The sequence below is a fragment of the Pseudomonas putida genome (assembly GCF_028682395.1).
GTDB lineage: Bacteria > Pseudomonadota > Gammaproteobacteria > Pseudomonadales > Pseudomonadaceae > Aquipseudomonas > Aquipseudomonas putida_AB.
On sequence record NZ_JANHLC010000010.1, the window covers coordinates 99,473 to 112,122 of the forward strand.

At 62.4% G+C, this 12,650-nt stretch carries 7 protein-coding genes; 2 read left to right on the forward strand and 5 right to left on the reverse strand.

From position 1 onward, the window contains the following. Positions 1-2: 2 nt before the first annotated feature. From NPS46_RS21080 to NPS46_RS21100, 5 genes are all read right to left on the reverse strand, one after another. Entirely contained in the window at positions 3-2,720 is a 2,718-nt protein-coding gene (locus tag NPS46_RS21080) for a putative virulence factor (protein ID WP_274110608.1), read from the reverse strand. Next, a complete protein-coding gene (locus NPS46_RS21085) occupies positions 2,717-5,782 on the reverse strand; it encodes a virulence factor SrfB (RefSeq protein WP_274110610.1) in 3,066 nt (1,021 codons plus the stop codon). The genes NPS46_RS21080 and NPS46_RS21085 overlap by 4 nt, the downstream gene beginning before the upstream one ends. A gap of 17 nt (positions 5,783-5,799) precedes the next feature. Continuing rightward, positions 5,800-7,185, reverse strand: a complete 1,386-nt coding sequence (locus NPS46_RS21090; RefSeq protein WP_274110612.1) for an SrfA family protein — start codon at positions 7,183-7,185, stop codon at positions 5,800-5,802. Between the two features lie 295 nt (positions 7,186-7,480). Then, positions 7,481-9,226 (reverse strand): sensor histidine kinase, encoded by a 1,746-nt coding sequence (locus NPS46_RS21095; protein WP_274110614.1) that lies wholly within the window; start codon positions 9,224-9,226, stop codon positions 7,481-7,483. A 68-nt stretch (positions 9,227-9,294) separates the two neighbouring features. After that, positions 9,295-9,993 carry a response regulator transcription factor gene (locus tag NPS46_RS21100; protein WP_274110616.1) on the reverse strand — a complete coding sequence of 233 codons (699 nt, stop codon included), beginning with the start codon at positions 9,991-9,993 and terminating at the stop codon, positions 9,295-9,297. A gap of 420 nt (positions 9,994-10,413) precedes the next feature. On the opposite strand from NPS46_RS21100, the gene NPS46_RS21105 reads away from it, so the two are divergent. Beyond that, positions 10,414-10,914 (forward strand): hypothetical protein, encoded by a 501-nt coding sequence (locus NPS46_RS21105; protein WP_274110618.1) that lies wholly within the window; start codon positions 10,414-10,416, stop codon positions 10,912-10,914. A gap of 354 nt (positions 10,915-11,268) precedes the next feature. Beyond that, entirely contained in the window at positions 11,269-12,459 is a 1,191-nt protein-coding gene (locus tag NPS46_RS21110) for a ShlB/FhaC/HecB family hemolysin secretion/activation protein (protein WP_274110620.1), read from the forward strand. Positions 12,460-12,650: the final 191 nt, after the last annotated feature.

The window sequence follows — 12,650 nt, forward strand, 5'->3', positions numbered from 1 at the left end:
GCTTATCTCGCTGCGAAGGCGGTGAGCACATGGCCCAGCCGTTCGTTCTGTTCAGGGGTGATTTCACGACCGGCGCCATGGCCGGCATTGTCCAGGGTGATGTAGGCCAGGCCCGAGAGCCAGTCACCGAGAAACAGCTGCGCCTGGTTCGCCGGCTGCGCGGGCAGCTCGGGCACCTGGCCGGGGCCGATATCGGTGTAGAACGAGAACAGTGGCGCCTTGGCCCCTGTACGGCCGTTCGGGCGCTCGCTCACCGGCTTCTGGATATAGCCGAACCAGGACACGAAGTCGCGCAGCACCCGCTGCACTTCCAGGACTTGGCGCTCGACCAGTTGGTCGCGACGGGCGCCGCTTTGCGCACGCTTGAGGACCGCGCGGCTCAGTTGTCCGGGCAGGTCCTGGCGATAGCCGGCGGTAATCAGTTCGTCGACCACCGCTTCGAGCAAGGCCTTTTCCAGCCCCAGCAGGTTGAGCAGGCTTTGGCGGTTGGTCAGCTCGCGCAGGTGGGCGATCCAGGCCTTGAAGGCGGCCTTGGCGAAGCGGTGTTCGTTGCTTTGCAGCTCCGGTGCCGCTGCGCTGGTCGGGCTGCTGGCCGGTGCGCTGTCCTGGCCGACGTCGTCGCCAAAGTCGAAGTCGAAGCCGGCATCGTTGCCGTACAGGCTTTGGCTCGGGGTCGAGGCCTCCAGTTCGGCGCTGTCGCCGGACTCGTCATCATCGGTTTCGTAAGCGCCGCTGAGGTACAGGTCGCGCACCTCTTCGCTGGGCATGTCGAGTTGATCGATCAGTTCGCCAAGTACCGCGGGACGTCGCCCCAGGCCGGTCAGGATCATCTGCGCCTGGGCTTTCTTGGCCGCTGCGGCACCCTCACCGTCGGCGTGGTACCAGGTGCTCAGGCCATGGGTGGTCAGGCCTTCGAGGCATTCGCCCAATTGCTCGCGAATACGCTGCAGCTTGAACTCGATATTGGCCACGCCCTGGAAACTGCCGCTGAAGTGGCTGATGCCGCCGTCGTCGTTGCGCAGCATGTGGGCCCAGGCATCGGCCGGGTTCTTGATGTGCTTGCACACCAGGGCGTTGCTGGCGAAGGTGCTGCCCAGGCCGTTGATCCGTTCCTGGTAGTTGGGATTGATGCCGGTCTCGGCACCGCTGGCGTCCTGGGCGATAAACGCCGCGTCCATGCGCGGCTTGCGTACCAGGAAGGTGTTCTGGAACGGCGTGCCGGCCCAGTCGTTCATCCAGCTCAGGCTGCCGAAGCGCTCCAGCATGGTCAGCTTGACCATGCCGTTCCAGCTCTCGTCGTACTGGTCAGGGGTCAGGCTCAGGGAGTTGGTGATGCGCAGGTCGAGCATGGTCAGGGCCCAGATCAGGCCGATTTCCCGCTTGCTGCGCGCCGCCGAGTCGGCGCCCTGGGTCTTTTCGATCCAACGGGTCAGGACCGGGCCCACGTCGTTGACGTCGCTCTGTTTGGTCGAGCCGGTGCACACCACCAGGGCGTTCATTTCCTGGTTGTCGGTGTAACGCTCGAACAGATAGGCGACCTTGCCACGCAGGATCAGCTGCGAAACGGAGTTGTCCTTGGTGCTCGACTGCGGATCGTTGGAGTCGGCGATCTCGTGCAGTTTCTTACGTCCGCGATAACCGGGGAAGTCGAGCAGGTCGACCTGGTTGACGATGTCGTCGACGGGCGCTTCGATCAGGCGAAAGGTCATTTCGGCGGTCAGGGCCGCCAACTGCGCCACGGTAATCGACTGGCTGTTTTGCAGGCGCCCGTCGACCAGCGGTCGCACCTCGATCGGCAAGTCCCGCGGGCTGCCAAAACGCTCGAGAATGTCGACGTTCATGATGCTGTCGCGCTGGCTGTAGGTGTCGTTCTCGAACGTCACCAGGGCTTTGAGCGGTGCAAACACGGTTTCGGGCAGGCCCAGGGTGTGCAGAGCGCGAGCCAGTTGCTGGTAGACGCGCGTCAGCTCGCCCTGTTCGCCCCAGAGGATCGAGAACAGCTCGGCCCGTTCCTGGTAGTTCAGCCGTGGCGCCAGTTGCAACGCCTTGGGCCAGTACAGGTGTTCAAGCTTTTTCACCGAGTTGCGGAAGTTGTCGCGCAGGTAGTCCCACAGCGAGACCAGGTCGTCGGCGTTGACGCCGACCTGAACCGGGCCGTTTTCACGGCCTTCGAATGGCTTGAGCACCCGCTGGATGCGTTCTTCATCGATCTCGTAGGAAATACGTTCAAGGTCGAAGTCCTTGAACCAGGAGTTGGCGAGAATCTTCGCCAGCTCGATTTCCTTGAACAGGCTGAGCTCGACCGGAAAATTGTCGTCCTGGCTCGGCGTGGCACGTCGACTGAAGCGCGTCACCAGGCCGGTGGCTTCCTTGCCGCCACCCACCGGGTTGATGTGCTTGATAAAGTCCAGGCGCTGGCCACCGAAGCTGGTTTCCAGCTTGCCGTTTTCACCGGCGGCGAGGGCTGAGATCAGGTAGGACTTGCCGGCCTGGGACAGGCCGAAAAAGCCGATGGTCATCGGCGTGCAGGCCACGCGACCCAGGGTGTGCGCCAGGTTGCGGGCACGGTGCAGGCGAATGTTCAGGTTGTCGGCTTCGCTGTCCAGGCGCGGGGCATTGACGCGCGTCTGGCCAATCCAGTCGAGCGCCTGCCCGGCACCTTGATACACCGCAGTCCAACTGGCTGAAAGCTGACGTTGTTCGGGGGTCAGGTCATTCATTTGAGTTTCACACTTCCACTGTCGAGCCAGTACTTGGTCTCGCTCAGGCCGGCATCGAGCATGGTGTTGAGTTCCAGTTCGAGGTCGCTGCGCGGGTTAAAGCTGACGTTGTTGCTGTTGGATTCGATGTTACGCACCAAGAGACGGTCGCTGACCAGGGCCTGCTTGCTGGTGTACTGGTCCGCCGACTTGACTTCGAATCGCACCTTGAGCAAAGGCACACTGCCGTCTGCGGTGGTGGCGCGGGAAAACTTGTCTCGCCCGCCCTGGGTGAACCGCAGGGTGTAGAGCGGCGAGGCCGCCCAGCGTTGTGCCGCCAACTGGCGAAAGCCCAGGCGCAGGTCGCCGCGCATTTCCAGTTGTGGCGTGTCGGCCTCATCGCCGACGCCGATTTCTGGCAGCTTGATTTTGTTGTCTTCGGACTGGATGTCGCGGTACAGCACATCGGAGTCTTTGATGACGTTGTTCAGGTCGATGATGCCGATGTGCTTGACCGTCGAGTACGGCTTGAGCGCCGAAGAACGGAAGTAGAAGTTCGGCACGCTGTGGTTGGCGCACAGCAGACAAAGCATCGCGCCCACCGAGGCGGTGCTCTTGGGGTCGTCGATCCGGCCATTTTTGTGGAACGGGTACCAGCCGCCGGTGCGGTAGTTCTGCAACGCCAGGATGCGTCCCGGCGGCAGCGGCAGCACCTTGCGGATAAACGCCTGGATGCCGGGCAGGCGCGAAGGGCGGCCGGTCAGGAGCAGGACGTCGCAGGGGTAGTGCGCAACCACTTCACAGAGCGCCCCGAGAATCTTGGTGATGTTGATTTTGTCGTTGAGGAACGCCGCGTGGAGCTTTTGCAGGTCGAAACTGATCGACGCGTCGTACAGGCTGAAATCGCTTTGGCCACCGACATCGCGGCGCACGGCGGCATTGACGTAGTCCTGTACGGTCTGGCTGATCGCGGTGGGCCCGAGCAGGTCGCGGTAGCTTTGCGGCGTGACCTCCTGGGGAACCTGTGGGTCGTAGTGCTCGTATGCCTTGAGCAACGCCAGGCCCAGCGGGGAAAACACCTGCAGGTTCAGTTGCTGGCGCAGGATCATGTCCTGGGCACTGATCGACTCATCGCCGCACAGTCGCGACATCAGCGAATCCGGGGCTTTCACCCCGGCGTTCTGCAGGGCCTGTTCAAAGCTTGGCAGGATAAAGGCCTGGATCACGTCCAGCAGGATATCGTCGCCGGCCACCTTGAACCCATCGCGAAAGCGCTGTTCGGGCACGATGTGCACGTTGCTGCCGCTGCCGGTATTGCCGGCGCGATCCAGGCGGTAGTCGGTAATCACCAGGTCGGTGGTGCCGCCGCCGATGTCGATGGTCGCCAGGGTGACGCGCTCACGGTCGGTCTTGTCCGGCCGGGCCAGAGTGTCGAAAAACTCTTCCGGGTGACCGGCGAAGTTCTCATTGACCTCGGTGTACAGGTAGACCAACTGGCCGCAGGATGCTTCGTCCCATTCCACCCGAATGCTCGGGATCGGCGTGCGTGGGCTGACCTGCTGTTCCTTGTGCGGGTCTTCCTCGCCGGCGTGCCAACCGAGGCTTTTCCACACCAGGCCGATGGCTTGCAGCATGCGTTCGTTGAGGATGCTGCGCTCGGCCTGGGGCATACCTGGTGGCACGGTCAGGGTGATGCTGTTGAGTTGGCGCGGCACGCGGGTGTGGCCCTGGCGCGAGCGTTGGGCCGGGCTGTTGATTTGCGACAGCGCCTGGGCCAGGACTTCGGCGAGCATGAAGGTCATCAGCGAGCTGCGCGAGTAGCGCGGCATAAACACCGGCAGGCGTTCGTCTTCATCGAGGCTGTACAGGGCCTCGCCGGTTTCGTTGATCAGGTGCGAAAATGGCGCGGCGGTGGCATACGGCTCGTTGTCGGTCTTGATGTACGAGCAGTTGAAGCGCCAGCCGTGGCCGTAGGCATTTTCATCCCACAGATAACGCTTCGGACTGGACAGCCCGGTGGAGCCCTCCGTGCCGCGGCGGCGACTGGCCAGGCGGCCGGCTTCATTGCCGACGCGGGCGATCGTCGCCCACTGGAAGGCATCGTGCCGGCCGCTCTTGACCGAGCAGTGGTCCTTACCGAAGTAGGCCTGGGCAAACTCCACACGGCTTTCGAATGGTTGGTTGTAGGTGTGTTCGGGGGTGATCAGGTCGCGCAGTTCGAGCACATAGTTCTGCTTCAAGCCGGAGCCGGCCTGGCCATGGTTTTCGATCAGGATGCCGCAGGTGCGTGAGTTGCCGACGTCCAGCACCAGGTCCACAGGAATCGGCTTGACCAGGCCATTGCTGTCGTTGGCGACCACTTTGAGTTCGGGGATGTCGACCTTCGCCCGGGCCGTCGACTGCTGCGCCGTTGACGGTTTGCTCAACAGGCTCAGCAGGTTGAGGTAGTGGGCCTGGTGATGGTCGGCGCGAATATCAATGTCCAGCTCTTCGCGTGAGCGATGGGCATAGCCTTCGTTGAACACTTCCAGCAGCCACTCGTTGACCCACGGCTGGGCCAGGAACCAGCGGGTTTCGCGGGCCTTGGTCGCGAGCTTGAAGGACACGCCGGAACTGATGTCTTCCTCGTTCGGCGCCAGGTAGGTGGTGCCATCACGCTTGGGCATCACACGGCTGTCGAACGCCATGGTCAGGCGGTGGGTGTTGCCGTCGATATCAGGGGCCGGCAACTTGACCAGGCGCATGCGCGACCAGTTGGTCGGGCCTTCATCGAAGCGGTAGGGCGGCATAAAGCGGAAAAACGGGGTCGGCAGCCAGATACCGTCGAACAGTTCGAGGCTGCTTTTCATGTCGATGCTCAGCACCGGCTTGGCTTTCTCGACCTTTTCCGGCTCGGGCTCGTAGAAGTAGAAATCTTTCTCTTCGTTGTAGACCAGGCGGCAGATCTGCCCGCCGGCCATCGGGGCGAACTCGCCCGCCGGTTCCTTGCGAGGATCCAGGCGCAGAGCGAAATCCATGAACTGGATACCGGTGTCGCTGACGAGCGTGACGGTATCTTCGAATTGGGTGACTTCAGGCAACATGTCGGGTTATTCCGTGTTTATTCGCCCATCTGGCGCATGGACATGGGGAATTGATCTTTTCCGTAACCGCCGGTGCAGTCCGCGACCGTCGTCGCCCCGTTGCGGCAGTTGACCTTGGGCATGTCGTAGGTGCTGCCATCGCCGCACACGGCCTGGCCCTGGCTGTCGATGGCCAGGCTGCCGCCCTTCATGGCGGCGCTCACCGGGCCGCTGCATTTGGAGCCGTCGGCCTGGTGCACGGTGACTTCGCCTTTACCGTCCTTGAACTGGTATTCCAGGCGCAATGGCTTGCCGGTCCGGCGATCCTGGATGCCGGCACCGGCGCGGTACTGGCCGTCGAGGAACTTGGCGGCGCCGTCAGCGGCATCCGGCGGGATGCTCAGGGCCGGGCCGGGTTTGGCTGCGGCGGCTTTTTCGGCGTCGGGCGTCGTGACATCCGGCGGTGCGGCCTTGTTTTCGGGCGGCGGCACCGGCAAATCGGCCGCTGGATCCTTGGCCGGATCGGCCGGCGCGGCATCAGCTTTGTTCTCATCCAGGGGCGGCGCTTCGACGCCCTGGGCGCCGTCCGGCGGATTGTCGAGCCCGGGAGCGCTGCCGTTACCCGTGCTCAGGCCGCTAGCGCTGCCTGTCACGTCAAGGCCGTTCAGGCTTGTGCCAGTGCCGCTCAGTCGTGGTTCATCCTGGGCGTTATGCACCGGCAGGATGCCGTTGGGCAGCAGGTCGACGGTCAATGGCGGGATCGGGACGCAACCGCGCAGGCCGAGCAGCAGCCACAACAGCAGCAACAGGAACGGCAGCAGCAACAGCCACCACCAGCGCCGCCACCACGGACGAGGCGCCGCCACTGGCACGACGGGCGTCGCCGCCACGGGGGCAGTCTCGACCACGGGAGGGGGTGTCAGTACGGGGGGCACCTGGTAGAGGCAGCGCAGCGGGTCGCGATTGCGGTCGGCACCGGCGTGCTCGAAGCCCCAGAAGGTCAGGACCGGCTTGCCTTGCACCAAGTAGACGAAGTTTTCGTCGGGGAAATGGATCACGCGCTTGAGCAACTTGCCGAACACGGCCTTGTCGCCTTGCTGCTGTTCGCTGGGATCATTGCCCAGGAAACGCTGGCTCAGGTCGTCGAGCGCGGTCTTGAGCGCTTCCAGTTGGCGCCGGGCGGGCGCGCGCTCTTCTTCGGTCGCGCTGCTCCACGGGATCACATCGCCGTCGAGGCCGCTGTACCAGTCGATCTGGTTGCCCAGCTCATCGCTCTGAGGGATGGCCAGATGGTCGACCATCTCGGGGTTCTTGCGGCGAATGGCTTCGCGCAATTGCAAGGCTGCCCGGTAGACCGGTTGACCTGTCTCGCCCAGGGCTGTGAATGACCCGCTCGTACCGCTGCGTAAAAGTGCCCCGCGCATTCCAACTCCATATGATCCATTGCGCAAAATGACCGACAAACACGTCTGTCAGTGCTCCTGCTTATAGCTGGCGACCTTAGTGTCATAATGACATCGCCGTCAATCGACCAGCCGCCAAAACCGCATGAGACTAGCGTATGCGTGCGGATGTTGCATGAGTAATTTGCAATGGCTTGGCGCGGCTGGCGTTGAATTTTCTCTGGCTTTAGAAAGGGATTATTCCAGCACTTGTAGGCCGCCGGTACAGCACTCTTAAGAGAGTGGCGGCTGGAGGCTGGACCTTTGACTCCGGAACCTAGGCCCCGGCCGCCAAATTCACCGTCAGGACGGTCGCCCCCGAGCGGGACTCGATCTGCAACTGCCCGCCGATACGGCTGATGCGTGCGTGCATGCTACGCATACCAATCCCGGAATGGTCGGTCATGGCGCCGGCCACATCGAACCCCCGGCCATTGTCGATGATGCACAGGCTCATCCCGCCATCGGCCAGGGCCTGCATCTCGATACTGAGCTGGTTGGCCCCGCTGTGCTTGATCGCGTTAGTCAGTGCTTCCTCGACGAAGCGCAGCAGCGCCAGGCGTTGAGAGGTGTTCAGGGGCAGGGGCCAATGTGCCGGCATGTTCCAGCTCGAGGCCAGGCCCAGCCGGTCGAACAGCACCACAAAGCGGCGCCGCAAGGGGGCGATCCACTCGGTCGGTGGGTCTTCGTCCAAAGGCCCGGCCGATGAGGTGCCGTCAATGACATGGCGCAGGTCGTCGCGTAAGGACCTGAGCATCGAGAGAAACTGCGGTTGCCTGAGGTTATTGGAGTGCTCGGTCAGAATAATCGAGCTCATCAGCGAGCTGCCCAGGCTGTCGTGCAGGTCATGGGTCAGGAGCAGGCGCTCGTTGAGGCGGACGTTGTCGATCTCCAACAGGTGCTCGCGCTTGAGCGTCTGCTCCAGTTCGCCGCGGGCATTGCGCACGGCTTCGAGCAACTCACCATTGAAGGCCTCGATACGCCGCAGGCTGCCAGCAAAACGCCAGGCGACGATCAAAAACATGCAGATCGACATCAGTGGTGCGGACAGCGGCCGGAAGTCGTGATCGCTGCTGGTCAGTCCCAGGTAGGTCAGCATGTCGTAGCCGCTGATAAACAGAAAGGCCAGCAGGCAGAACGCGAGCACCAGATGATCTGGCAGGCGGGTGCGCCAGGCATTGAACAGAAATTGCACGCAGCAGCCGCTGAAGATAAACCAGTAAATAAAGGCAGAGACGATCTGCAGCGCGAACAGCGATTGCTCGGGCATCCACCAGGCAATCACGCAGACCAGCGCCGAGCCGCCCCAGAGAACACGCTGCAGCCGCGGGAAGTGCATGCCGCCAAAGCTCCAGGTAAACATGCAAAACGCGCAGGCATATAGAACGCCAGCGGAAAGGCTCAGGCGATCCCAGGTCGCTCCCCGCTCGAACGGCCAGGACGATTCCACCAGAACATTGCTGATGATCAGTGACCACAGCAGTGAAGCCAGGGCAAACCAGCCAAACGCCTGCTCTTTGCGGCGCAGCAACCAGAGTACGAAAAACAGCCCGCTCATGATCAGGGAAATGGTCATGTTGATGGAAAACAGCTCGCGCTGTTGCCACCACTGTTTTTGGTACTCCGGCAGCAGTTGTTCGGGACTGCCCAGCTTTAGCGTGCCGAGTCCCGGGCCCGGATGCTCGGCGGATACCAGGCGTATCAGCAGGGTGTTCTCGCTACTCAGCATTGAGTCGGGTAGCAGCCAATAACGCGGGGTGTTCCAGCTGCGCGACAGGGGGGCGGACAGCGATTCGTCCTGCCAGAACAGGCTGCCATTCAGGAAGAGCTGCCCGGCCATCACCATCCGATCGATGTTGAGGGCTATAGGGCCGTCGCGGCAGTCGTTGCGCCAGTTGACCCGATACCAGAGTGGGCCGGTGAACCCGGTCCCGTGGCTGTGCCAGAGGTCGGGCAGGGTGACGCGCTCCCAGCCATCGGTGGGCGGAGACTGGGCTTCACTCGGTGCCTGCGAGCGCCACACACCGTCGATCCGCGGTTGGCAATCCTGGGACCGGGCGGGCGAACTGGCGAGGACGAAAAACAGCAGGGTCAGGACAGCAAGCCACGCTGGCGCGCCTCGTTGACGGCGCGGGTACGTGAAGAAACGGCTAACTTGCGATAGATACGCTTGATATGGCATTCGACGGTGTATCGAGAGATAAACAGCTGCTCGGCGATTTCCCGGTTAGTCATGCCTTGGGAAACCAGTTCTAGGATCTCGTGTTCACGGGCACTCAGCCCGCCGGCTTCGACCGGTTTGGCCAGTTCCTCGGGCTGGGGAACGCTGGCCGGGGGTAGCAGCTGCAAAATGCGCCGGGCAACGAACGGATCGATCGGCGCGCCGCCACGCAGCACACTGCGAATCGATAGCGACACTTCCAGATCGTCCCGCTCCTTGAGCACATAGCCGGTAGCGCCGGCGCGCAATGCGCCAAGAATAGCCGCTTCGGTGCTCCAGGCCGAAATCACCAGAATCAATAGTGACGGATCCTGCTCGCGGAGCTCTTCGATTAGCTCGATGCCATTGCCGTCCGGCAGGCCGAGGTCCACCAGCGCCATGGCCACCGGTGCACTGTCGATAAAGGCACGGGCTTCGCCCAGGCAGGTGGAAAACGTGATGGCTTCGGGGGCATAGCCAAGGCTGGCCAACACGCTGGCCAGGCGCTGTCTCATCAGCGGGTCGTCCTCGACCACCAGCACCGGGGCTGGAAGGGCGTTATCTTCAAAGACGGGATTGGGGCTGGACATGGGGCAGGCAATACTCAGGAAGCCGGGGTCAAAGTCTGTCACGGATACATGGCGCCCCGCCATCACCAGAAACAGGTAATTCCTCGATTAAACAGGGCGCGCGGGCCCGGCTAAAGAGCGCTGTCATCCGCCAGAACAGTCGGCAAATTACCTGTTTTCAGTGATATCCATTGACCGCGGCCTTGGCGTCAAATGCCAGTGCAGCGCTGCCTCTCGGCAGGGGGGGGCGCCCTGCTACGGTGATCGCCGCGCAATGGCTGCGGTAGGGGCAGGCATGCCTGGCGACGTACCGGGCGCAAGCCAACAACACTTGATCGGCCTCTCGAGCCTGAGGTGCGAGCGGTTGATGCACGACGGCCGACTGCGCTTGCCGCGAATCCTTGATCCACACCATCCAGACCCAGCAAGGGGAACGTTGTCGTGCCCGCTATCAGCACCTTTAAAAATCATCGGATTCACTGGGTTCGGGAGCACACCAGCACGGCGCTGCGCAGCCATCTTATTGCCTTCTGGCTTGAGAACGGCGCACTTGCGGACCCCCTGGAGGCGTGGCGGCGAACATTCGAGGTGGCCTGCGTGGCCATTGACGAAGGCGGACGGATTGCCGGCGTCAGCTCGGTGCACAGCGCCGGTTTTGGGGGCAACGGTGCTTCGTACTGGTACTACCGGACCTTTATCCGTCCGGACTGCCGCACTATCGGCCTGGCACCACGGATGTTTGCCTGCACCCATGAGCAGTTGGCACTGGCCTATGCCGATGAACCCCAGGCCCCCGTGGGCATGATGCTCATCGCCGACAATCCGAAGCTGGAAAGCCCGGCCGGCATCCGGCTCAGCCAGCGGGCCGGCCTGACTCACCTGGGCTACACCGACAGCGGCCATAGCATCTGGCATCGGCTGTTCAATGAGAGCGCCCTGTAAGCGAATCTACTCGGCAGTTTGCTTGCGGGCCGCTGCGTTCGGCGTTCTAACCACTGCACTTGCGGTTGATAGGCAAAGCCTGTTTCTCCGTTGAGGCGTAGCGGGCTTTTTGTATTTGGCCCGACGCCGAAGCAAACCCCTTGTACCCGTCAAGCCATCGCGAAGAGCGGGGCGAGCCAGTGGATAGTTGTATTCACGTTATGTCCGTTTGTATCTCAAATGGCCGTTGATTTTTCCTGAATAACTCCCTACCTTTCGTCGGCTTTGCTTGGCAAATATGGCTTTTTGATATTATCCATTGCCGCCTTCCGCCCGCAACGCGCCTCCCTTCTGCCTGGATGTGGAACTCAGACCATGCGTGTGGCCCTTGGCTTGTTGTCCGCCCTATTCGCGATGCCGAACCTGGCCTTCTGCGAAGCGCTTTCCAGTGCTGAGGACAAGACGCCGCTGGCGCTTCTCCAGGAAGCCCCCGACGTGGATGTGCGTTCGACCCTGACCCTGGGTGATACGCAAAACTACACCCCGACGCTTGATCCGGCCCCGGGCCTTAGCGGCAGCTACGAGCTCGATAGCTATGGCAACCGCTACACCGGCGAGTATCGCCCCGGCCTGACCCTCAACTATGGCGGCCTGCTTGGCGCGGGCGATCAGTTGAACCTACGCAGCCTGGGTTCCAATGAAGACGGCCACTATCACCGCTTCGCGTATCACCTGGGCCTAGGCCCCAGGGAGACACGGGTGGGCATCCTGCTGGCCGATATGAGCTACAGCGTCGGCAAGGAGCTTGAGGTACTGGATACCCATGGCACGATCCGCACATCCAGCGCCTTTATGGTCCAGCCATTGATCCGCTCCAGCGAGTTCAACCTGCTGGCCCGCGTGCAATACGATAAAAAGCGCATGAATGACGATATCGACCTGATCGCGCTACGCAGTCAGCAGCGCTCCCGGGTACTGACCTACAGCCTCTCCGGCGACAGCCGTGATGGCCTGCTGGGCGGCGGTGGCAACGGTTTTAGCCTGAGCTGGAGCGAAGGCCGTAGCGAAAACGACGGAGTGCCCCTCACGCTCAATGGCTACACCGGTAGCGGCCGGTTCCGCATCGCGCGTACCAGCCTGATGCGCCTGCAACACCTGAGCGAACGGATCGACCTGTTTGCGCGGGCGCAAGGCCAGTGGAGCCACGCCAGCGTCGACGACTCGGAGAAGCTCTACCTGGGCGGCGCCTATGGCGTACGGGCCTACCCGGCCAACGAAGCCCCGGGCGATAGCGGTTGGCTGGCCAATCTGGAACTGCGTTATGCCCTGACCCAGGCTTGGCAGATAGCGACCTTTATCGACCATGGCGAATCACGCCTCAGCGAGCCCAACTGGCTACAGGAACAAACCGACCAGAAGCGCTCGGCCGCCGGCGTTGTCGCCCGCTGGGCACCGCAGAACTGGCATTTCAGCCTGATCAGCGCCTGGAAACTCGGCAATATCGCCCCGCAAAGCGATGTCGACCGCACGCCGCGGGTTTGGGGGGAGGTGGTGCGTTATTTTTAGGGGGCGCGGGTGGTGTGGAGGCGCTTTGAGGCTCGGGTTGTACGCGCCACTGTAGGGGCGATCATCACTGCGCGGTCGTCCCATCTTCCGCTCTGGGATCGATCCTAGATCAACGCCTATGGGGTGCCAGGGCGTTCGTAGCGCCTTGCCAATCAGTAACTGCGCTGCCCGGTATCACGGCTTTATTGATA

Excerpts from the sequence above, each read along its gene's own strand:
- NPS46_RS21080 (WP_274110608.1), bottom strand. The coding sequence starts at position 2,720 with ATGAATGACCTGACCCCCGAACAACGTCAGCTTTCAGCCAGTTGGACT.
- NPS46_RS21110 (WP_274110620.1), top strand. The coding sequence starts at position 11,269 with ATGCGTGTGGCCCTTGGCTTGTTGTCCGCCCTATTCGCGATGCCGAAC.
- NPS46_RS21085 (WP_274110610.1), bottom strand. The coding sequence starts at position 5,782 with ATGTTGCCTGAAGTCACCCAATTCGAAGATACCGTCACGCTCGTCAGC.
- NPS46_RS21100 (WP_274110616.1), bottom strand. The coding sequence starts at position 9,993 with ATGTCCAGCCCCAATCCCGTCTTTGAAGATAACGCCCTTCCAGCCCCG.
- NPS46_RS21090 (WP_274110612.1), bottom strand. The coding sequence starts at position 7,185 with ATGCGCGGGGCACTTTTACGCAGCGGTACGAGCGGGTCATTCACAGCC.